Below are 22784 nucleotides of genomic sequence, written 5' to 3'. Positions count from 1 at the left end.
CTTTCCTGAAAGATGAGCGCTCAAAAAAAGGAGTTGCCTGTTCATGCGTGATCCACCGCTGCGGAGCGGTTGGGCGACTGAGCACCGATGCCCATAAAGCGCCGCACTCGTTCGCCCTCGGCATCGCAACGTATGGTTTCAGGCGCGGCATCGAGTTGAATATTGCCGTTCTCCATGAAAATCACCCGATCGGAGATTGACATGGCAAAGTCCATTTCGTGGGTCACGATCAGCATGGTCATGCCTTCCTTGGCCAAGTCGCGGATCACATTGAGCACGTCGTTGACCAGTTCCGGGTCGAGGGCCGAGGTCGGCTCGTCGAACAGCATGATCTGCGGCTCCATCGCCAGGGCCCGGGCGATGGCCACGCGCTGTTGCTGCCCGCCGGAGAGCTGGTGCGGGTACTTGTGGGCATGGGCCAGCAGGCCGACCTTGTCCAGTAGCGCGTAGGCACGATGTTCACTCAGCTCACCTGGCTGGCCGTGGTAACGCGGTGCCAGCGTGACGTTGTCGAGAATGGTGCGGTGCGGGAACAGATTGAAGTTCTGGAACACCATGCCGATGTGCCGCACGCCTTTGCGCAGGCGGGCGCTGTCGGGCTTGTCCGACGCCTCAATGAATGTTTCGCCGAACAACAGAATGTCGCCGGTATCGATGCTTTCCAGCCCGTTGACCGTGCGGATCAGCGACGTTTTGCCGGAGCCGGAGGGCCCGATGATCGAGACCACCTGGCCGTATGCGACAGTCAGGTCGATGCCCAAAAGCACTTTATGCGTGCCATAGCTCTTCTGGATATTCTTCAATTGCAGGATGGGTGTCGCATTATTGCCGGCGGCTTTGCGCGCGCTGTCGGGCAGCGCTTCGGCGCAGGCTTTGAACTTCGCCACGGCCGCGTCATCGAGTGTGTGCGGCTTGCGGAAATTCAGGTCCAGGTAGCGTTCCAGACGCTGCAGGAAATAGCCGAACACGGTGACGATCAACACGTAGTAGACGCCGACTGCCGCCAGGGTTTCCATGACCAGGAAGTTAGTGGCATAGAGGCGTTGGCCGACTGTGAGGATTTCGGTCAGGGAGATGACCGAGACCAGCGATGTCAGCTTGACCACCGTGATGTATTCATTGATCAACGTGGGCAGTGAAATACGGAATGCCTGGGGGATCACGATCAAACGTTGCATGCCGAACACGCCGACGCCCAGCGCGCGCCCGGCTTCCTTCTGGCCCTTGGCCACGGAAATCAGGCCGCCACGATGGATCTCCGCCATGTACGCCGCTTCGGTGACCACCAGGGCCAGCAAGCCGGAGTAGAAGGGGTTGGACAGAATCGGGCCGCTACCGGGAAACAATTGCGGCAAGTTGTAGACGAACACCACCAGCACCAGCAACGGAATGCTGCGAAAGAACCAGATGTAGACCGCTGCGGGAATGCGCAGCAAGGGCGATTGGGACAGCTTGGCCGAGGCCAGGAGAAAACCCAGCAGCATGCCGATGAACCAGGCCAGGGCACTGAGCTGGATCACCGTGACGCAGGCGTTCCAGAAGTCCGGCAGGGAGAACAGGGAGAAGAAATACGACCAATCGAATGGCATAGGGCACCTCGATCTGCCACCCCCATGCAGGGGCGGCAGATGACCAGACTACAAGGACAGGTTCTTAATGGGAGGTCGGTTCTTCCAAGGCGTATTTTTTAAGAATAGCGGCATACTCACCACTCTTCTTGGTCTCCTCGAAGGCCTTTTGCACCGCCTGGAAGGTTTCTTCGTTACCTTTCTTGACGAAAATGCCCAGGGTTTGCTGATAGATCGGGTGATCGGTGGTGATGACGACTCGGCCGTTGGTCTTTTCCGCGATCAATTTTGCCGCGCCTGCGATTTCAACCTGGGCCTGAATGTTCTTGGACAACAGGGCCTGGGTGACTTCAGGCGCCGAAGGGTACTCGCTGACGGTGATCGCGCCTTTGTTGTTCGGCACGCAATATTCATCGGACAGTTTGCGGAATTCCTTGACCCAGGTGGTGCCCTGTTCCAGACCCAGTTTCAAGCCACACAGGTCTTCAGGTTTTTTTGCATTGATTTCGCTGCCCTTGGGCACCATGACCGCGGCACCGGTGTTGGCATAGGCGATGGTCTGGGCCTGAGTCTGGCGTTCCGGTGTGATGTACATGCCGGAAATGACCGCGTCGTATTTGCCCGAGTTCAAGCCCAGGATCAGGCTCGGGAACTTGGTGTCGACGAACTCCACCGTGGTGTTCATGTGGTTGGCCAGTGCCGCTGCCAGTTCAGGATCGGAACCCACGACGTTTTTGTCCTTGTCATAGGACTCGAACGGAGGGTAAGTGATTTCCATGCCGACCTTGAACGGGCCGGTCGCAGCCATGCTCACCGAGGCACCGAGCATACCGGCTGCCAATACAGCCAAGCTCAACAGGTTCTTTTTATTGTTTTTCATCTTTTACTGACTCCGGCGTAGGTAAGGGTGTAACTGAAAACTTCAATCAGGACGGTTGAACCTGATTTTTCAAATGTCCGAAACTGGCGGGCTTGCGTGCCTTGCCTGGCAGTTGAACTTCCCCATTGGCTACCCTCTGACGCAGATACTGATAGGTCTGCAGAGCTTGGCCATACATGTGTTCGCCGATCGTGATTTCTTCGTAGTCGTTGCCTGCCTGGGCGAACCCTGGCAGCGGTTTGATCTGGGTGTGATAGTCGCAGGCATAAAACAGAGGAAAGGAATAGCGCTCCTCTTTCACGCTGCGCACCCGGTGTGCAGTGGCAACGAATGCGCCTGCCGTCATGACTTCAAGCATGTCGCCAATATTGACGACAAAGGCATCGGCCATCGGTGGTGCATCGATCCATTGCCCAAGGTTGTTCATCACCTCAAGGCCAGGTTTGTCGGCCAAGAGAATGGTGAAGCACTCATAATCAGTATGGGCGCCAAGCCCCGGTGCGTCGTGGGCGGCGCCGTCGAAGGGGTAGTGAATCAGCCGCAGTTTGGATGGCGGGCGGGTGACCAGGCTGTCGAAATAGTTTTCTTCCAGGCCCAGGGTCAGGGCAAAGCCGCCGAACAGGCGCCGGCCCAACGCGAAGATCGCTTCATAGTAGGCCTGCACTGACGCCTTGAAACCTGCCAGTTGCGGCCAGTCGTTAGGCCCCAGCAATGGAGTGTTGGCCAGCACCAGCGGGTCATCGGCCGGGACTTCGAAGCCGACGTCAAAGGCTTCCTTGTGGTCCGGCTTGCCTTTGGAGTAGACCTCTTCGCCTTCGGGAACAAAGCCCTTGTGGGTTTGCGAGGTGCCGATGTAGTGCTGCATCTTGGTGTCGAAAGGCTGGTCGAAAAAATCCTTGGCAGCCTTGCGCAGGTTGGCGATCAGTTGCGGGTCGATGCCGTGATCGGTGATATAGAGGAACCCGACGTCGCTGGCGGCGCGTCCCAATTGTTCGGCCACGGCCAGGCGGTGTTCCAGTTCATAGCTGAACAGACCGGCGATGTTCACCACCGGGATGCTATTGAAGTTGGCTGTGTGGGTGTCAGTGCTGGCGCTGTTGTTTTTATTGTCAGGCATGACGCATCGGCTCCCTAAGGACGGCTTGAGTGGTGGAAACGCTCGAAGTGTTCGCGCTCGGTCTGGCCCATCCACACGTTCAATGACCACAAATCGGCCACCGGGACGTTGGTGAAGGGCAAGTGATGCAGGTAGCCGTCGGCGCCGAATTCCGGGGTCAGGGTGCTGACCTGGTAACCGCGAGTTTGCTGCGAACGCCAGATGCTTTCCCAATGCTGCTGATGGAAAGCCAGTTCTTTTGCATATTCGGGAGCTGCCGGGTGTGGGACCTGCGGGCCTTGGTCGTAACCGACCCGGGCCTGGATATGGTGAACGCGCTCGATGAAGGCGCTGAGGTCATCGGCCGGGTCATTCAGCAGACGCTCGCAAGTCACGACCCAATGGCTGATGTCACTGGTGAACAGCAACTCGGGCAGTTGCCGGATCAACTCCAGGGTCACCCAGGGGTTGAACAGCGAACGCGAACGGTGAGTTTCGAAACTGCACACCTGACCATGCTTGCGCGCCAGTTCCAGTGCTTGACCAAAGAACTCCACTTGTTGCGGCAAGGACCAGCGATCATTGCCTGCCAGCACATTGACGAAACGAGGGCCGAGTTCGGCAGCCCAGGCGAGTTTCTGATCGAGGTCATTGAGGTGGACGGCAGGCGATGCCGACTGTTCCGGCAGCACGTCGTAGGCGGTGAAGACAGTGCTGATATAGCCCAGGCGATTGGCCTGGAGAAAGGCGCCAAACTCAGCCCGTTCCCGGGCGTCCAGTGGCAGGCGTGCTTCCATGCCATCAAAGCCGGCTTGCAGCAACTCCTCGAGCGCTTGAGCTTTGCTGGCGGTGTAACCCCACAGCGTGCGAAAAATTTCCAGCTTCATCGGTGATCCTCAAAAATCCCAGGGCCTACTGCAAAAGCACTTCGATGGCGCCAAGCCAATCAGCGATCAATGGTCAACCGGGGCAGAGGACATTAGGTCCGGGCGTCTGCGTCATCTGATCCACTGAGCGATACCGAGGCTGGTTCACTGTGGCGCCGATGTTAGGCACAGGCCGTGCGGCGAAAGAATCTGAAAGTTCAAATCAATACTTCAGACTTTCGTTAACAAATAGCTAGCTAATTATCGCGCGTATCAGAGGGGGATTTTTGATCAAGAAGGTGTCTGCGTTGGCGATTGGCGAGGCGTGCCATCGTTACAGCATCATTTTGAAGACTGCCAAGCGACACCGCCGTTGATGGGGCGCAACCGGCCAACAGCTGCCGTTCGGGGAGGACCGCCGTCGGCCACGAACCGTTTCTATAAGCGAGAAGCCAACATGAGTTCGTGATAATTTCATTGGGCTTCACCTTACCGGAAAGGTCAGGTGTCGCACTCAGTTTCCACGGTCACCCGTCTCGGTCTGTGTTGTTCCGGGTTTTTATTCGTCTGTGCAACGCGTTGGATTATGGTCTTCACAATAGTTAATACGCATAAAATAACGAGAGGCGCCAAACGTTAAACTAGAAAGCCCGGTTAATTGATAGCGCAGCAGATTGTGTCGTTATACTGCCAGTGGTGCTACCGATGAGCGAACCAGTGTAAGTGTAAGGCGTGCCGGGGTTTGTGAATGGAGCGGAGTAGTCGATGGTATGGCTTTTGGTGACGGAGTAGTTGTAGCTAAAGTCCAGAAACCACGATGAACTTAAAAAGTAGGTGCCGCCCAGTGTCGCGGTGCCGCCGTACACCCAGTCTGAACCGGAAAAGTTAGTCGGCTGCCCAGATATATCCGTGCGATTTCCCTTGAGGTCGGCAAAACCAACCAAGTCGGTAATTTTGGTGTTTATTTGAGAAGCGGTCGGTCCAGCGCCTGCATAAATATAGCCGGACTTAAATGACCGGCCAATATAGGGCACTAAAGACATGTGATGTTTAACTTCGGTTTCAAACGAGCGGACAACTGCATTCCCGGTAAAAGAGGTCGTTCCGTAAGCGCCAAACTGAGGGATCAGGAAAGGGTCTGTCTTAGAGCTGGTTGATAAGTAATCGTAAGTAAATTTACCGCCCCACAGCCAGCTGCTGTTCTCGAAGTGCTTGAAATAGCCCACTTGCAGTGACGGCGAAAATTTTGAATCGGAGTCCATGCTCAGGTCGACAGCTGGCCCACCGGCAGAGCCGGAAGAAATATAGGCGCCGGTATTCGAATCATAGACATTCGACAAGCCGGTTGCATAAATATCCTGGTTGTTAAATTGGGTGTGATTGGCGCTGGCGCCGAACCCTATAAAAAACGCTGAATCTGGAACACTGGCCCCTGATGGCGACTCGGCAAAAACCTCGGCGCTCTGAGAGACGCCCAGTGCACAAGCAAATGCCAGCATGGTCGATTGCGATTTAGTTGGAAAAGGATGGCTTAATTGTCATTATTTATACCCCATTATGCATCGGCATTAGCGCAATAGATTGGCCAGATAGCCAATCAATTCGTAAGCCTGCGGGTTATTTAAGCAGGTCGAGCGGGTGGTGACTACTGAGAATGTTTTGAGAGGGAGTTTCTTTCTGGTTAAGTTTAGCGACTGTCTCTATAAGCCCTTGGATTCATAGAATAAGATGACGCGTCAAACAATAAGCAGATAGTTAGCCACCGGTAGAATCCGGGGTCACGCGCCTCAAGAACATCGATGTTGGTTGGCTGACTTCCTCAGGACGTGAAGCGGCCAACGCATGAGACGCAAGTGGCCATAACCGGACTATCAAGCTGCTGGAAACCCGAACCAAAAGAGTACGCCAACGACTACTATGATCCATGCAGTGCAGCGGCATAGGTGAATGACGACGAGGTGGCAATCCAGTCGCAGCTTGCCGGTGCTGGCACGGGAGAGGTCGAGCAAATCGTCCACTAACCGAGACATGTGTTGCACCTGACCTTCAATCAGCGCCTGCATCCTCGGCAGTTCTTCACTGGGCACCCGCACCAGCCGGCCGGCAATGTAGCGGTCTTCCAGGTCCGAGGTCAGTAACACACTGACGCCGACACTGGTGAGGGCGGTGACCATACACGACAGTGATTCGCGAAAATCTTCGCGAAAGGTTGACGCCAGCGTCAGTTCGAAGCCTGACAAAAAGTCAATCACCACGCGGGTGGCCTTGAGCCGCGTGATTTCACTTAACAGCAACTGCACGATCTCGTCGATGGACAGGTCGGGGCGCGGCTATCCACCAGTGGCCAGACGGTTGATAGTCACTTGGGTGCTCATGGCGAAGTTAGAGAAGCTACGATCTGACGGCTCTCTTCGCTTAGCGTGGACATGGCTAACTGATATCTGAAGGACAGGTGTTGATACTACACCTTACAGCCAGCTCCTGAGACTTAATTGGCCGCTGCGTAGAGCTACAGTCATTTATGGGGATAGAAGTGGCAGGCAGCTAAATAGCTGCCTTCGGAAAACACTACTCTACCAAGCACCCGCTGAACGATTTAGCCAATCTGTTGCCTCGACCGGTTGAATCCACAGGCGATTACTGCCCGTTAAGCCGGGCAGCAATCGAGCAGAAAAGTGATGGTCGAAGGGGAGACAGACACCCAATCAAACCGCCGTTTTCAGCGCTTGATCTGGGAAATCTTCGTGCCTTCGATGCTGACGCCGGCCATTAACCCTTGTTGGTCGGTAATGAACGCGTAGGCGTCATCTTTCAGTGTCGAGCTGGACAGGTTTTTCGCAATCCCTTCATCCACTACGACAACCGTGGGCCCCACACCGATTTCCCAACCCTTGGTTTCGGCGAGGTATTTCACTGCTTTGTCGGTCATCAGAAACACCACATAGCCATACGACTGGGCGCCGGCCTGCAACCCCCATGACCCGCTGACGGAGTTGTAATACTTATCGATTTTCGTGCCTTCCATTAACACGCCTTCGCCATAACTACCGCCGAAGACCAGGCCAGCCTTGATGATTTTCGGGAAGACCAGGATCGCCTTTGCCTGTTTTGAAAGGGTTTCGGCAGCTGGGGTGGATTTGTAGAGGATTTTCAGTTCTTGCCGAGCGTCGGCATTCAAATCCTCGGCGGTGGCCGCACCTGCTGTGTTGAGGAGGCTCGCCGAGGCCAAGGAGGCTGTTGCGAGGAAGAACGAGAGGAGGAATTGCATTGATCGTGTCATTTCCGTACTCCGAGAAAGGGAGCTTGGATGGGGCCAGCAGTCAGTGTCTGCATCTGGCAGGAACCGAGCTCGCTGACGTTATCCGGCGCACCCTGAAAGGTTGGGATTGCAAGCGTCGCGCTTGAATTATAGAGGCCCCGGGCCGCTGATCAGTTGCGATGCCATCACTGGTTGTGACCACTGTGTAACGGCGGGGTTCGCTGATGGCTGACACGCCTCGTACCTCGGTCAATACCTCGGCGTCCGGTCGCAATTCTCTGCGCTGCTAAAATGCACCTTCGAGTTCCAATCCAGGAGAACCACGATGATCAGCAAAAACACGATTTGTCTCTGGTACGACGGCACTGCGCTGGAGGCTGCGACTTTCTATGCCCAGACGTTTCCCGACAGTGCCGTGGGTGCCGTGCATCGCGCGCCGGGCGACTATCCGGCGGGCAAGCAGGGCGATGTCTTGACGGTTGAGTTCACGGTGATGGGCATACCGTGTCTCGGCCTGAACGGCGGGTCGGGAATCAAGCATAACCAGGCCTTTTCGTTTCAGGTCGCGACCGATGACCAAGCCGAAACGGATCGCCTGTGGAACGCGATTGTCAGCAACGGCGGCACGGAAAATGTCTGCGGCTGGTGCCAGGACAAGTGGGGTTTGTCGTGGCAGATCACCCCGCGTGTCTTGACGGCCGCGGTTACCAGTCCTGATCAAGCGGCAGCCAAGCGCGCGTTCGAGGCCATGATGCAGATGGGCAAGATCGATATTGCAGCGATTGAAGCGGCGGTGGGGCGTTAGCGGGTGTCGACGGATGCCGGGTGTCTTTTTACCAACCCGAAGCGGCTTGAGGCAGCCCGGCATCTCCTGTCGTTTTTCATGTGCAAGTGAAGGATGGCTTAACGTTAACCCAACACTTCCCGCATCCGGTACCAGAGCATGCCCAGCGCCAGCAGTGGCGAGCGCAGGGCACGGCCGCCGGGGAAGGTCATGTGCGGCACCGCGCTGAACACATCGAAGCCTTTGCTGTGCCCGGCATGGATGGCTTCGCCCAACAGTTTGGCGCACCAGTGGGTGACGTTCAGGCCATGGCCGGAGTAGCCCTGGGCGTAGAACACGTTCGGGTGCTGGCTCAAGCGCCCGACCTGGGGGAAACGATTGGCCGAGATGCCGATCATGCCGCCCCATTGATAGTCGATCCGCACATTGGCCAGTTGCGGGAATACCTTGAGCATTTGCGGGCGCATGTAGGCGGCGATGTCCGCCGGATCGCGACCGGAATAATGGCAGGCACCGCCGAACAGCAAACGCCGGTCCGCCGAGAGCCGGTAGTAATCCAGGCCAACTTTCTGGTCGCAGAGCGCGACGTTATGCGGGATCAGTTTCGACGCCGCTTCTTCCGACAGAGGCTCGGTAGCGATGATGTAGCTGCCCGCCGGAAGCACCTTGCCGCTGAGCGTGGGTTCGAGTTCTTCCAGATGCGCGTTGCAAGCCAGTACCAGGCTGCCGGCGCGCACCGTTCCGCCGGCACACCGCACTTGCACGGTACTGCCATGGATCAGTTCCAGCACCGGGCTCTGCTCGAAGACTTGCACGCCGAGGGAGTGCGCGACACGGGCTTCGCCGAGCACCAGGTTCAGCGGGTGCAAGTGCCCCGAGCCCATGTCCACCAAACCACCGGCATACACGCCGGCGTTCACCACCTGCTCGCGGATCTGTCCGGGTTCGACCAGGCGGGTTTCATGGGCGTAGCCCGACGCGATCAACTCCGCGTGTTCGGCCTTCAGCCCGGCGAACTGCGCCGGGGTGTTGGCCAGTTCACAGAAGCCCCAGCGCAGGTCGCAATCAATGCCGTGTTCGCGGATTCGATTACCCACCACTTGCACCGATTCGACGCCGGCACGTTCCAGATAGCGCACACCTTCGGCGCCGACATGCTTGGCAAACCCGCTGACGTCGTGGCCGATGCCGCGAATCAACTGGCCGCCGTTGCGCCCGCTGGCGCCCCAGCCAATCCGCCGGGCCTCCAGCAGGATCACCGAGAGCCCGCGCTGCGCCAGTTCGATGGCGGTGTTGACGCCGGTGAAGCCGCCGCCGATCACGCAGACATCGGCCGTCAGGTCCGAAGTCAACGTGGGGCGCGGCGTCAGGCCGTTAGCCGACGCGGCATAGTAGGAATGGGTGTGTTCGTTGCTGTACTGAGTCATTTGTTGGACTTCACTTTGCTCCAGGAACGGGTCATCAAACGCATGATCGCCTGGGGCGGGGTGGTCGAAATGTAGAGTTTGTCGAGGACGGCCTGGGATGGATACACCTCAGGATTGTTCACCAGTTCCGGGTCCATGAATGCCTTGGCTGGCGGGTTCGGGTTGGCGTAACCGACCGACGCGCTGACCTTGGCAATTACTTGTGGGTCCAGCAGGTAGTTGATGAACGCATGGGCCTCTTTTGGATTGCTCGCATCGGCGGGAACGGCCAGCAAGTCGAACCACAGGTTGCTGCCTTCCTTGGGAATGGCGTAGGCGATGTTCACACCGTTCTTGGCTTCCTTGGCGCGGTTGGCGGCCTGGAACACGTCACCCGAGTAGCCGAAGGCCACGCAAATGTCGCCGTTGGCCAGGTCGGACACGTACTTCGAGGAGTGGAAATAGGTGATGTAAGGACGGATCGCCAACAACTTGGCTTCGGCCTTTTTGAAGTCTTCGGGGTTTTCGCTGCGTGGGTCCATGCCCATGTAGTTGAGGATCGCCGGGAACACTTCATCCGCCGAATCCATCATCGACACGCCGCACTGGCTGAGTTTCTTGATGTTTTCCGGTTCGAACAGCACGGCCCAGGAATCGATGTGATCGACGCCCAGCACTTGCTTGACTTTGTCGACGTTGTAGCCGATGCCGTTGGTGCCCCACAGGTACGGCACGGAGTGCGCATTTTGTGGGTCGTTCTTTTCCAGCAAGGCCAATAGTTTCGGGTCGAGGTTCTTGAAATTCGGCAGTTGCTCGCGGTCGAGCTTCAGGAACGCGCCGGCTTTCACCTGACGGGCGAGGAAGTGGTTGGACGGCACTACGACGTCATAGCCGGTGCGGCCCGCGAGCAGTTTGCCTTCCAGGGTTTCATTGGAGTCGAAGACGTCGTAGATCACTTTGATCCCGGTTTTGGCCTGGAAGTCGGCGAGGGTGGTTTCGCCGATGTAATCGGTCCAGTTGTAGACGCTGACCTGTGGCTGAGCCTGCACACCGGCGCTGAACATTGCCGCCAGCGCGACCGGGAACATGGATTTCAATAGACGCATATCGACACCTCTTCTAATTATTGGATTCTTCCGGAGATTCTTTGTTGATCCTGAAGCCGCTTTCGCGAGTTCAGGCTCGCTCCCACAGGGGGAATGCATTTCAGATATGGAATGCATTTAAAATGTGGGAGCGAGCCTGCTCGCGAAGAGGCCGGTGCAGGCGAATCAGGTCTCAGACGCTCAGCATCAGGAACTCACGCTCCCAGGAGCTGATCACCCGCTTGAAGTTTTCGTGTTCCGCACGCTTGACCGCGACATAACCGCGAACAAACTTGCTGCCCAGATAACGTTCTACGGTGTCGCACTCTTCCATCTGGGTCAGGGCGTCTTCGATGGTGATCGGCAAGCGCAGGTTGCGACGTTCATAGGCGCGGCCCTGTACCGCAGCACTCGGCTCGACGCGCTCGACCATGCCCAGGTAACCGCACAGCAAACTTGCGGCAATCGCCAGGTACGGGTTGGCGTCGGCGCCCGGCAGGCGGTTCTCCACGCGCATCGCATCTGGCGACGAGGTTGGCACGCGCAAACCGACGGTACGGTTTTCTTCGCCCCATTCGACGTTGACCGGCGCCGAGGTGTCCGGCAGGAAGCGGCGGAACGAGTTCACGTTGGGCGCGAACATCGGCAGCACTTTAGGGATGTACTTTTGCAAACCGCCAATGTGGTGCAGGAACAGCTCGCTCATGTTGCCATCGGCGTCGGCGAAGATCGGCTGGCCGGTGGCGATGTCGACCACGCTCTGGTGAATGTGCATGGCGCTGCCAGGCTCATCGCCAATCGGCTTGGCCATGAAGGTCGCCGCCACATTGTGCTTGAGCGCGGCTTCACGCAGGGTGCGCTTGAACACGGTGATCTGGTCCGCCAGGTCCAGCGCGTCGCCGTGACGGAAGTTGATTTCCATCTGCGCCGGGCCGTCTTCGTGGATCAACGTGTCGAGGTCCAGGCCCTGCAGTTCACACCAGTCGTAGACATCTTCGAACAGCGGATCGAACTCGTTGGCCGCGTCGATGGAAAACGACTGACGACCGCTTTCGGCACGCCCCGAACGGCCCATCGGCGCCTTGAGTGGCAAGTCCGGGTCTTCGCAACGCTGGGTCAGGTAGAACTCCATTTCCGGCGCCACAATCGGCCGCCAGCCTTTGTCGGTGTACAACTGCAGCACTTTCTTCAGCACGTTGCGCGGCGACAATTCGATCGGGTTGCCGAACTTGTCGAAGGTGTCGTGGATGACGATGGCGGTCGGCTCGATCGCCCATGGAATCACATAGACCGCATTCGGGTCCGGCTTGCAGACCATGTCGATGTCGGCCGGGTCGAGCAGGTCGTAGTAGATGTCGTCGTCGACAAAGTCCCCGGTTACCGTTTGCAAAAGCACACTCTCCGGCAGGCGCATGCCTCGCTCATGCAGGAACTTGTTAGTGGGTGCAATCTTGCCGCGTGCAATGCCGGTCAAGTCACTGACCACACACTCGACTTCGGTAATCTTGTGATCTTTCAGCCAAGTGAACAGCTGATCGAAAGGGACATTCATAAAGACCTCGTTATTGGTTTTATTAACGTCGGGGAGGGCGGTTTCATCCACCGCACTCTTCCCCTGAGACGCGTTGACGACTATCTTGGGCGAGCCTTGCGGTTCCATCTATCCACTTTAAGCAGCACCAAAACGCACCAAACGAGTGCGTAAGGTCACCCATGTCAGCGTCCAGTCCGATTCAGGTTCAAGCGTTCAACACCGAAGATGTCGCCGAGCAAATCCGCGCCACACCGGGTTGGGTCCAGCACTATCAGCAGATGTCGCCAGGGCATTTCGCCGGGCGTGTGCGCTATCTGGACTTGCAAGGCGTGGAGATCTACGAAGAGCAGATGAACACCCGCGTCGAGCAGAATTTCAGCGCACCCGAGGGGGCACTGGCGTTCTGTTTTGATCGCAGCGACAACGCGCTTTACCTGCTCAATGGTGAAAGCCGCAACATCTGGATCACCCCCGAGAACTACCAGGAAATCGCCGTGGTATTCGGCCCTGAATTCGTCCAGCGCCAGGGGTTGAACGTGGCGCGGCTGGAAGGGTTGTTCCTGTCGCCGCTGAACTCGGGGCAGAACGCCTTGTTCAGCCGTTGGCTGAGCGGCACGCTGACCCGTCTGGGCGAAACACTCGACCCACCGAGCAAGGAAGCCCTGACACAGCAGTTGCTGGAGGACTGTTTGTACATCCTCGACAACGCCTGCGTGTGCCTCGACCGGGGTGGCTTACAGCGCCGCACCGAAGAGCGCGCGATCATGAAACGCATCGGGGAGTGGGCCGCCGATTCCCCGGAAGAAACCCTCAATCTGCTGGAGCTTTCCCAGGTCGCCGGGGTTTCGTTGCGTCAGTTGCAGCATGCGTTCAAGGCCTTCACCGGCATGACACCGAGCCATTGGCTGCGCCTGCGCCGGCTCAACAGCGCACACCGCGAACTGCTCGGCCGCACCCCCAACGAGACCACCGTTGCCGAGGTAGCGATGAACTGGTCGTTCTGGCATTTGGGCCGGTTTTCCAGCAGTTATCGGGCGTTGTTCAAAGAGTTGCCCAGTGAAACACTCAAGCGCTGCGGCCAGCGCTGAACGAACTAACCGGACGTCATCCTTCAGTCCGGGGTCGCCGGCTTAGCCAGTTCAATCCCCGCCGCGCCCAGTCGCTTCAAAATCTCGAACAACAGGTCGCTTTTGGTGATGCCGACGATTCTCGGGCTGCTGACGTAACCGGTGATGGTCAAGGTGATGCCATCGGGGCTGAGTTTGCTGAAGCGCACAAACGTCGCCGGTTTATCGAGGATGTTCTCGTTCTCTTGGTAGGTGTCATACAGCAGGTTTTTCACCTGCTCCGGATCGATGTTCAGCGGGAACATCAACTCAAGGCTCGCCACGCCTTGGGCACTGCCGCCCAGCGTCACGTTGCGCAGGTTTTGCGAGATCAACTGAGAGTTGGGCACGATCACAATCGAGCGGTCGCTGAGCTGGATTTCCGTGGCCCGGACGTTGATGCGGCGGATATCACCTTCCACGCCGCTGATGCTGATCAGGTCGCCGACCTTGACCGGACGCTCGGTCAGCAGGATCAGGCCAGAGACGAAGTTCTTGACGATTTCCTGCAAGCCGAAACCGATACCCACTGACAGGGCGCTGACAATCCACGCCAGGTTGGTCCACTGGATGCCCAGCGATGACAGCGTCAGCAGGATCACCAGGGCATAGCCGATGTTGGCGAACAGGGTACTCAGCGAGGCACACATGCCGGGGTCCATATCGGTTTTCGGCAGGAATTCGTCATCCAGCCAGCGGCACAGGGCTCGAATCAGGTAGATCCCGATAAACAGGGCCAGGATGGCATTGAGCAAATGGCCGGGAATGATGTTCAGCTTGCGCAAACCGTCACCGCCGAGGATCGACAGCGCCTGGGTCACCAGTTGTCCGAACGTGGTGCCTACGCCGCCGACAAACAGCGAAATGACCGCCAACAGTATTAACGTCGCACGACCGGCCCCGGACAAAATGATCTGGGCTTGCTCAAGGCGCACATCGCCCATCCCCAGCAACTGTTTGATCGCCTTGCCGCTCGGGCTCTTGGGGGAGAACAGGTATTCGCAACTGTCCCTGAGCAACTGGATCAGCATGTAGAAACCTGAGAGGACGATAAAACCCCAGACCAGTTCATACGTGATGAACCTTGCCAGGGACACATAGCCGATCAGCAAGGCGAAGAACGAGATGACCAGCGCAATGATCGTGCAGGTGTAAATCAGGCCGGCCAGGGCAGTGCCCGCTTCAATGCTGTCGCCAGCGGCAACCAGAACTCTTCGGGCGTGACTCGCGCGGCGGAACAACAACGCGAAGATAATTGCCACCACCAGTGCGATCAGGCCTCGCCCCAACAGCACGGCGGCGCCGCTCATGCCGGAGACATTGGTGATTTGGGCTATCGTCACCGTCACCAGCAGGGTGGCGGCCAGTATTCTGGGGTAGGGCTTTATGGCCTCCGCGACGGAATCGTCGATAGCGGGTAGCCGCCAGGAGGGGTGCTGGTTGGCCAACAACGCACGGCTCAACCCGGTGATCAGCACGCAGGTATAGACCACCCTTTCGAACTCCTCGGCGAAGTTCTGAATCATCGGCGACAACGGCAGTTCCCGCGTGAGGGCGTAAAACAGCAGTTGCAACGCACAGGCGGTGGTCAACACCGTGGCCACGACAGACGCCAGGGCCAGCGTACTTCGCCGCAATCGCCCTTCAGGCAGGCGATGGATGCAAATCCAGGTCAGCCCTCGATCAGCCAGTCTGCGGCCCCAGATCCAGATGACCAGTGCCAGCAACATCAGCAGGACTGTCGACAGACGCTGGCCGGGTTGCCAGGCAGCCGCGAGTGTGTCGCCGGCTTGTTCGATGAAATTGATGAGCCGCAGGCGATCCTCCGGGAGTGGGTTAATTAACGGTGCCCAAAAATCCCGTCCCAGGATGCTGCCACTGCGCAGTGTGACTTCGCTTTCCAGAAGACTGCGCCGGATGCTGGCGATTTGTGTAAGGAGGTCGACGGCACTGGCTCTCAGTGCGGCGAGGATTTTCAAGCTGGCATCGACATTTTTCTTTTGCTCGGAAAGAACAGCTCGTTGCGCCGTGATATCCGATTTCTCGACAGCCTCGCCCCCCAGGGAAACCGGACCGCTCAATACGTCCAGTTGCGCTTGCAGTTGTTTCTGTTCGGGCAACAGCGACGATTGCAGGTTGTCCACGTCATTGATAAACGACTGAACGGAGTCTTGCAGGCCGACCATCATGGTGACGTTATTGGCCAGTGAAACCCGCTGTTTGATCAGGTCCAGGCGCAATTGCAGGCCTTGCAGTTCACTGGTGGACACCGCCGCCGACGAAGAGCCTGGCGCAATTATTGAAGACGGTGCGGGATCATCCGCGGGCAGCGCTGCGCCACTGGGCACCAGCAGGGTGAGCGCGACGAAAATCACTGACATCAATACATGACGCATAGGCGTTCGGCTCTGTTGTTGGTCACTCAGCCTATGAGGTTAGGTCATCAGGCCAAAACGATCGAAAAGTTTCATCTTTACGGGCAGCAATCGACATAAGGGCCCTGAGGCGGCTGATGGCTGATCTACACTTCTTGATGCTCAATCAAGCGTGGGAGGGCGGTCAACGGACTGCTCGGAACTGCGCAGGAGGTCATCATGCCTAGGTTGTCTTCCATCAGTCTGTGCCTCGCGTTGTCGGTTTCATCTGCCCAGGGCTGGGCGCAAACCGTTGTGCCGACCAAAGGCCAGAGTTCGCAACAGACCCAGCTGGATATCAATGAATGCCAGAGCATTGCGGCCAGTCAGACGGCTTCGACCGACACGTCTCCTTCCGGAGGAAGAGTGAAGGGGGCCGCGGTGGGTGCCGCCGCCGGTGCCGTTGCAGCCGATGCGCGCGGGCGTCAGCACGACGAGTTTTACGACAACGCGAATGACAACGTGAAGCAGGAATACCGGCAGAATCAAGCCAAAGGGGCGGCGGCGGCCGGTGTCGTGGTGGGGGGGTCGCGCCAGAGGCAGGAACGCCGGGCGGATGAAAAAACAGCGCTGCCAACAGCCAGACGGCCTATACCGGTTGCCTGCAAGGCAAGGGGTATCAGGTCAATCCCTGAGCCGGTGATTGTGCCTGTGCCGGCCGGTCAAGCAAGCGAACCATCACGTAGGCATACAGCGTGACGGCGATGAACAGGCCCATGCGCACGGCGAAGGCGGTGTAGACGTCCTTGCCCAAGGCGCTGTCCTGCACGGACTGGCCCAGCAGGATGATCAGGGTGATAAAGGTGTTGAGCCACAGCCCCGGACCATAGCGACTGGGGCTGAGGGCATACAGCTTGCGCGCCAGGATCAGGCCGAACAGCAGCATCCACAGGAAGAACATCCACAGGTGCACAAACAGGCTCAGTGCACACCAGAACAGGATGGCCAGCAAACCGCCGAGCAAGGTCGCGCCGAGCAGCTCACGCCCGGCATTGCGCGCGCTGGTGGTTGAGCATTGCTGACCCAGGCCGACCGCTTTCAGGATGATCGGCAGGTAGGCCGCCGGGTCGATCATCGCCAGCAGGAATGTCGGCAAGACGATTAAGGTTGCACGCAACGCAATCCGACTGGCTTCCACGCCCTGCGGTGGTGGGGCGGCGGGTGGCGAGGGGGCATTGGCCGGTTCGGGGAATATCCAGTGACTGAGCGCAATCACCATCACCGCCAGTAACAAACCTTTGACCAGCGCGCCGATGACCATCGCCGCCAGGTCGAACTCGGCGACACCCGCCGAAGAGATCATCGTCAGGCCCATCACCAGCAAGGTCACGATCAGGTTGTTGCCGCCACTGAGCCCCCAGCGAAAGACCAGAAAGAGGCTGACCGTGACCAACAGCACGCCGGTCAACGGGTAGTAACGCAGGATCGGGATCAAGAGCAGGCCGATGCCGGTGGTGAGCATCGCGACCAGGGCGAGCACGATTGCCGCCTTGAACGGCAGCGGGCGGTTGACCGAGGCCAGGAGCAGCAGGCACAACACGGGGGCGAGAAACGGAATCGGCAGCGCCAGGCCGAAACTGATGGCCAGGCACAGTGCCGCGCCGCTGGCCAACCGCAGCGCACGTTGCTCCCGGGGTGTGCGTTTAGTAGGCATAGGACAGCCAGCTCATCAGCCCTAAATAGACCCGGCCGAGCGGGTTGAGCCAATTGCCCGGTGAAGGGAAGGCCATGACTTCAGCCTGCCCGCCGGCACGAATGTTTCCGCTGCCAAGCAGTGCGTTCATGGACTGTTCGGAAAACTCGATGATCACCGGGAAGCGTTGAGCCGGTCGCAGCCAGTCCCGGCTGTTCTGGATGCCGGGCAAGGTGCCGGGCGGTGTTGGCTGCCCGACGCTGATGCCATAACCGACGCTGCGGACATGGCCCTCGAAAACTTCACCCGGCACCGCATCGAGGACGATGGACACTGGCGTGTCGGGGCGCACCAGGCCGAGGTTGTTCTCGGTCATGTCGGCCGTGATCCAGATGTCCTGAATGGTGATCAGCGTCATCACCGGGCTGCCGGCGGCGGCGAATTGCCCGACGTCGGTGCGCAGGTCCGTGATCAACCCCGCCGAGCGTGCCCGTGTTTGCGTGTTGGACAGGTCCAGTTCGGCTTTTTCCAGCGCCGTGGCGGCGCTGCGCAGTTTTGCGTTGACGTCTTCACCGCCACCTTCCGTTTCTTTAGCACGCTCTACCTCGGCGCGGGCGGCGGCCGTTTGGCTGATCGCAGCTTCGCGGCTGGTGCGTGATGCGTCGAGAACGCGCACGGAAATGGTCCCCGGGTCTTCACGGTACAACCCTTCCAGGCGCTGATTCTCTTGGCGGGCCTTGGTTTCGTTGGCCTGGGCGGCGCGCAAGGCGGCTTGCGCCGAGGCAATCCCCGCGGTGCTGGCGCCCAACTGCCGACGGGTTGTCTCAAGGTCGGCGCGGGCGCGGTCGACGGCAATCTTGTAGGGTGCCGGATCCACCTCGAAAACCACATCGCCGGCCTTGACGATCTGATTGTTGTGAACGTTTACCCGGATCACCCGGCCCGCAACTTCAGACGCCACCGGAATGACGAATGCACCGACCCGGGCCTGTTGCGTATAGGGCGTGAAACGGTCGGCCAACAGGTACCAGACCAGGCTCAGGATGATCAGCAGCAATACCCATTTGATGCCTTTTTTCGCCGGATCGGCCGCCACGGGCTCGGCGGCGTTGGGGGAGGGCTGCGCGGCGTCACTCATGGCTGTTTTCCTTGGCGGGTAGCGGGAAAGCGGGCTGATCGGCGGCGGGCTCGTCCAGCATGTCGCCCCAGTCGGTGCGTTGTTCCATCAAATGGCGCGTGGCCGGGTCGACGCGTGGCAGGGCGGAGTACCACCCGCCGCCCAGGGCCTTGTACAGAGCGATGACATTGCTCACCGCATTGCCGCGCACGATCAGGTAATTGTCCTGCTGTTCGAGCAGCGCCCGTTGCGCGTCGAGCACCCGCTGGAAGTCGGAGTAGCCTTCGCGAAATTGCACGCTGGCCAGCGTCAACGAGCGCTTGGCGGCGCCGCCGGCTTCACGCAGGATGCGCTCGCTTTCCAGTGACTGGATCAGGCCGTTGGCCGCATCGTCAGCCTCGCGCGCGGCCTGGCGAACCTTGTCGCGGTAGGCTTCGATCAACTGCTGCAACCGCGCGTCCTGTACGCGCACGTTGTTGATGATCTGCCCGTAATCGAACACATTCCAGCGCAGACTGGGGCCACCGACCAGGTCCAGGCTGCTGGACGTGCCGTGGAGCGTGTCCGTCGACCAGACAATGCTGCCGAGCAACGTCAGCGACGGATAAAAATCACTTTCGGCCACGCCGATCAGCGCCCCTTGGGCGGCAACGTTAAGTTCGGCGGCGCGGACGTCAGGCCGACGCAACAGCAGGCTGGCGGGCACATCTTGCAGTACCGCGCGATCGACCAGCGGCACCAGGCTGTCATTATCGACCACCTGCGGCAGCCCGCCTGGCGGTTGCCCAATCAGCACGGCCAGGGCATTTCGGGTGCGTTGCAACTGGTCCTGTAGGTTGGGAATACTGGCCAACGTGCCGAGGTACTGGGTTTTGGCCTGTTGCAGATCGAGCTCAGCATCCTGGCCGCTCTTGAACAGTTTTTCGGTGATCTCGAAATTGCGCTTTTGCTGCTTGGCGTTTTCACGGGCGACGCGCAGCCGGGCTTCGGTGGTGCGCAACAAATAATAGGTGTCGGCCACTTGGGCGCGCAGCAGGACCAGCACGTCTTCGTAGTTGGCCTGGGCGGAAAAATAAGCTGCATCGGCGGATTCGATGGCGCGGGCGAAGCGTCCCCAGAAGTCGAGCTCCCAGCCAATGTCAAACCCGGCACTGTGTTGCCAGAAATTATTATCCTGCGGATTGTTGCCACCGTATTGGTGACGTTTGACATACAAACTGTCAGCGCTTACTTGCTGCAGTTGCGGGTACAGCGTGCTTTGCGCAATGCCCAATTGGGCGCGGGACTCCATCACTCGCAGACCGGCGATTTTAAGGCTGGAATTGTAAGCATCCGCTTGCGCAATCAGTTGATCGAGCACCGGGTCGTTGAAGACAAGCCACCACTCGCGCAGATCCGGATTCGCCCCACGTTGACTGGATTGCTCAAGGGCCGGAGTGTCCCAATGTTTGATCCATTCCTCACCCGGCGGCTGGAAGTCCGGGCCGAGCCGAATGCAGCCGCTCAGGGTCAGCGCACCCAACAGGATGAGGTAGCCCGGTTGCACCAGCGGGGACCGACCTGGAGGCATAGTTCCGTGTCCAGCCAAGAAAGATCACTGGAGCATAGACGCCTGTATGAACAGTCGAGTGGCCGGCGGCAGTTTTTTTCTAGCGCGAAATAATCCCGTGATCGATTGCGTATTTGACCAGCGCCGCCGGTTTGTCGATGTTGAGTTTTCGGCGAATGCTCAAGCGATGGGTTTCGACCGTGCGCACACTGATGTCGAGTTCGCGGGCCATTTCCTTGTTGTTCAGGCCTTGAGCCATTTTGTACAACACTTGGCTTTCGCGTGGGGTCAGCTCGTTGTCGGCGCTTTTATCGGCGATCAGGCGCTGGGCGATTTCGGCGCTGTAGAACGTGCCGCCGCTGGCAATGGCTTCGATGGCCGCAATGATTTCCCGCGAGGGCGAATTCTTCAGCACATAGCCGCTGGCACCGGCACGCACGGACTCGCTCACGTATTCGTTATTGTCGTACATGCTCAGCACCAGCACTTTCAGCGTCGGGTACTGACTGCGCAATAGGCGCGTCAGTTCGAGGCCGTTCATGTCGCGCAAACTGATGTCGACCAGCAACAGGTCCGGCTGACAGCGCCCGACCATTTCGATTGCCTGAGCACCGCTTTCGGCTTCGCCCACCACTTCCAGGGGCGCCATGACCGCCAGCAACGCTTTGATCCCGTCACGGACCAGGGAATGATCGTCGACCAAGGCGACGCGGATCGGGTAAGGCAGGTTCATCGCGGGTGTTCACTCTTGTTGTAAGGGGTGAGTCAGCGTTTCGTAGCGGGTACTTTCATTGGCAGCTGCACGTCCAGTTCACTCCTGCCGGGGATCGATATCAGTTCGAAACGTCCGCCAAAGTGCTCGACCCGTTCACGGATGTTACGCAAGCCGATGCCCGCGTGGCGACGCTCGACCTGAGCGACATTGAATCCGATTCCGTCATCCACCACGCTCAGGCGTACCGATTCTTCAGCGCCGTGCAGGGTAATGGAAACGTTCTTTGCCTGGGCGTGGCGTTCGATATTGGTCAGGCCTTCTTGCACGATCCGGAACAGCGCGACGGCCGCGCCGTCGACCAGGTGACAGTCGAATTCGTTGTCGTCATACGTTACTTTGAGACCGCTGCGTTGCTCGAACTCGGCGGCGAGTTGGCCGATGGCGGCCGGCAAGCCCAAGGTGTCGAGCAGGGAAGAGCGCAGGTCATGGGAGAGGCTGCGGACTTCACCAATGGCTTCGCCCAGGCGCTCGGTGGCATCCTTCAGCGTGCTCAAGCCTTTGTCATGGCCCTGTTCGTTTTCCAGCAGATGGCTGGCCAGTTCGAAGCGAAACTTGATCGACACCAGCAACTGGCTGATGCCGTCATGCAACTCGCGGGAGACCCGTGATCGCTCTTCTTCCTGGAGGCTGACGATGCGTTGGGTCAGGCGCTGCAATTTTTTATCCGCCAGGCGATGCTCGCTGACGTTCAGCGTCATGCCACTGGCGAATACAAACAGCACTGCCACCAACGCCACCACGGCAATCGCCAGCATGGTCTTGCGGATGCCCTGAGCCACTTCGTCACGGGCCTGCTGCGTGGCGCGTTCGACGTCCTCCAGGTAAATGCCGGTGCCGAGCATCCAGCCCCAACGGTCCAGCATCACGACGTAGGCGAGTTTATCGGTGACCTGACCGGAAGAGGGTTTGTTCCAGGCGTAACGCTGAAAGCCTTCGCCCGATTGCGCACTTTTGAGCAGCGCCTGAATCACCGGCAAGCCGTGCGGGTCTTTCATGTCCCACAGGTACTTGCCCACCAGTTCGGTCTGGCGCGCGTGCATCAGGCTGCGACCTTCACGGTCGTAGACGAAGAAGTAGCCGTTGATGCCGAAGCTGAGCTTGCGCAGTTCTTCCAGGACTTGCTGCTGGGCATGCGCGTCACCGTGGCCGTCGTCGTACAGCGGCGCGATCAGGCTTTGCGCCATTTCCACGTAGTTTTTAAGCTCGGCACGCTTGCTGGCCAGGATGCTGTCTTCAATCAGCTGGGCCTGTTGATCGCCGAGTTGGCGGTTCAGGGAAATCACCAGCGCACAAATCACCGCAATGGCCAATACCAGCGGCAGAATCCCGAGCGCGACGATTTTGTGTTTGAGCTGCATCTTGGCTCCTGACCGGACCGAAGAAGGGCGAAGGCCGGCATCATAGGCCAAAGAGATGCGTTTCCTGTAGCGCTGCTGGACGGAATGACCAGCGGCCGACGTGTCAGTCGGTTGAAATGCAAACCCCCTGTAGGAGTGAGCCTGCTCGCGATGGCGGTGTATCAGGCGATATTGATATTGGCCGGTAGATAGCTATCGCGAGCAGCCTCACTCCTACAAGGGATCTGCGTGATCTACGTAGAACTACGTAGACGTGGCGTACGTAGTAACGCGGATTTATTTGTAGACGGCATGCGGGGATATTGGGCCAGCTCCGCACCGCGGACACAATTATAAAAATTACCGCCGCAGTCA

Annotated in this window: 17 protein-coding genes and 2 pseudogenes; 3 read left to right on the top strand and 16 right to left on the bottom strand. The window is 58.7% G+C overall.

Annotated elements, in window-relative coordinates:
* Nucleotides 1–41 precede the first annotated feature (41 nt).
* The 7 genes and pseudogenes from SB725_RS09485 to SB725_RS09455 form a co-directional block, all read right to left on the bottom strand.
* Nucleotides 42–1589, bottom strand: coding sequence for an amino acid ABC transporter permease/ATP-binding protein (locus tag SB725_RS09485; protein ID WP_410921678.1), 1548 nt, complete (start codon nt 1587–1589; stop codon nt 42–44).
* A 64-nt stretch (nt 1590–1653) separates the two neighbouring features.
* Complete coding sequence (locus SB725_RS09480) at nt 1654–2448, bottom strand: ABC transporter substrate-binding protein (RefSeq protein ID WP_410921677.1); 795 nt, start codon at nt 2446–2448, stop codon at nt 1654–1656.
* A gap of 46 nt (nt 2449–2494) precedes the next feature.
* On the bottom strand, nt 2495–3565 hold the full coding sequence (locus tag SB725_RS09475; protein ID WP_027923082.1) for an isopenicillin N synthase family dioxygenase: 1071 nt from the start codon (nt 3563–3565) through the stop codon (nt 2495–2497).
* Nucleotides 3566–3579: 14 nt separating this feature from the next.
* Nucleotides 3580–4431, bottom strand: coding sequence for a sugar phosphate isomerase/epimerase family protein (locus SB725_RS09470; protein ID WP_027923083.1), 852 nt, complete (start codon nt 4429–4431; stop codon nt 3580–3582).
* 620 nt (nt 4432–5051) lie between these two features.
* Entirely contained in the window at nt 5052–5909 is an 858-nt protein-coding gene (locus SB725_RS09465; RefSeq protein WP_410921676.1) for an outer membrane protein, read from the bottom strand.
* 609 nt (nt 5910–6518) lie between these two features.
* Nucleotides 6519–6734, bottom strand: a pseudogene (locus SB725_RS09460) (protein kinase); the annotation flags it as partial.
* 395 nt (nt 6735–7129) lie between these two features.
* Nucleotides 7130–7690, bottom strand: a complete 561-nt coding sequence (locus SB725_RS09455; protein ID WP_027923086.1) for a YSC84-related protein — start codon at nt 7688–7690, stop codon at nt 7130–7132.
* 304 nt (nt 7691–7994) lie between these two features.
* On the opposite strand from SB725_RS09455, the gene SB725_RS09450 reads away from it, so the two are divergent.
* The gene (locus SB725_RS09450) at nt 7995–8474 is read left to right on the top strand and encodes a VOC family protein (RefSeq protein ID WP_027923087.1); all 480 of its coding nucleotides are present in this window, start codon (nt 7995–7997) and stop codon (nt 8472–8474) included.
* Nucleotides 8475–8578: 104 nt separating this feature from the next.
* On the opposite strand, the gene SB725_RS09445 is transcribed toward SB725_RS09450, so the two are convergent.
* From SB725_RS09445 to SB725_RS09435, 3 genes are all read right to left on the bottom strand, one after another.
* On the bottom strand, nt 8579–9880 hold the full coding sequence (locus tag SB725_RS09445; RefSeq protein WP_410921675.1) for an NAD(P)/FAD-dependent oxidoreductase: 1302 nt from the start codon (nt 9878–9880) through the stop codon (nt 8579–8581).
* Entirely contained in the window at nt 9877–10965 is a 1089-nt protein-coding gene (locus tag SB725_RS09440; RefSeq protein ID WP_027923089.1) for a polyamine ABC transporter substrate-binding protein, read from the bottom strand. The genes SB725_RS09445 and SB725_RS09440 overlap by 4 nt, the downstream gene beginning before the upstream one ends.
* A 172-nt stretch (nt 10966–11137) precedes the next feature.
* Nucleotides 11138–12496, bottom strand: coding sequence for a glutamine synthetase family protein (locus tag SB725_RS09435; protein ID WP_027923090.1), 1359 nt, complete (start codon nt 12494–12496; stop codon nt 11138–11140).
* A 161-nt stretch (nt 12497–12657) separates the two neighbouring features.
* Between SB725_RS09435 and SB725_RS09430 the strand changes: the two genes are divergently transcribed.
* Nucleotides 12658–13566, top strand: a complete 909-nt coding sequence (locus SB725_RS09430; protein WP_027923091.1) for a helix-turn-helix domain-containing protein — start codon at nt 12658–12660, stop codon at nt 13564–13566.
* A gap of 23 nt (nt 13567–13589) precedes the next feature.
* On the opposite strand, the gene SB725_RS09425 is transcribed toward SB725_RS09430, so the two are convergent.
* Nucleotides 13590–15980, bottom strand: a complete 2391-nt coding sequence (locus SB725_RS09425; RefSeq protein WP_410921674.1) for a DUF3772 domain-containing protein — start codon at nt 15978–15980, stop codon at nt 13590–13592.
* 198 nt (nt 15981–16178) lie between these two features.
* Here SB725_RS09425 and SB725_RS09420 point away from each other — a divergent pair.
* Nucleotides 16179–16633, top strand: a pseudogene (locus SB725_RS09420) (hypothetical protein).
* Here the strand turns inward: SB725_RS09420 and SB725_RS09415 are convergent.
* From SB725_RS09415 to SB725_RS09395, 5 genes are all read right to left on the bottom strand, one after another.
* Entirely contained in the window at nt 16618–17652 is a 1035-nt protein-coding gene (locus tag SB725_RS09415) for a DUF2955 domain-containing protein (protein ID WP_027923094.1), read from the bottom strand. The pseudogene SB725_RS09420 and the gene SB725_RS09415 overlap by 16 nt on opposite strands.
* On the bottom strand, nt 17642–18769 hold the full coding sequence (locus tag SB725_RS09410; RefSeq protein ID WP_027923095.1) for an HlyD family secretion protein: 1128 nt from the start codon (nt 18767–18769) through the stop codon (nt 17642–17644). Before SB725_RS09410 ends, SB725_RS09415 begins: the two co-directional genes overlap by 11 nt.
* Nucleotides 18762–20318, bottom strand: coding sequence for an efflux transporter outer membrane subunit (locus SB725_RS09405; RefSeq protein ID WP_027923096.1), 1557 nt, complete (start codon nt 20316–20318; stop codon nt 18762–18764). The genes SB725_RS09410 and SB725_RS09405 overlap by 8 nt, the downstream gene beginning before the upstream one ends.
* A gap of 79 nt (nt 20319–20397) precedes the next feature.
* Nucleotides 20398–21030, bottom strand: coding sequence for a response regulator (locus tag SB725_RS09400; RefSeq protein WP_027923097.1), 633 nt, complete (start codon nt 21028–21030; stop codon nt 20398–20400).
* 32 nt (nt 21031–21062) lie between these two features.
* Nucleotides 21063–22430 (bottom strand): cache domain-containing protein, encoded by a 1368-nt coding sequence (locus SB725_RS09395; RefSeq protein ID WP_027923098.1) that lies wholly within the window; start codon nt 22428–22430, stop codon nt 21063–21065.
* Between the last annotated feature and the right edge of the window lie 354 nt (nt 22431–22784).

The sequence above is a fragment of the Pseudomonas sp. SIMBA_041 genome (assembly GCF_046535095.1).
GTDB classification, from domain to species: Bacteria; Pseudomonadota; Gammaproteobacteria; order Pseudomonadales; family Pseudomonadaceae; genus Aquipseudomonas; species Aquipseudomonas mucoides.
Note: the sequence above shows the minus strand (reverse complement) of the source record. Positions and strands in the feature narration are given on the sequence as shown.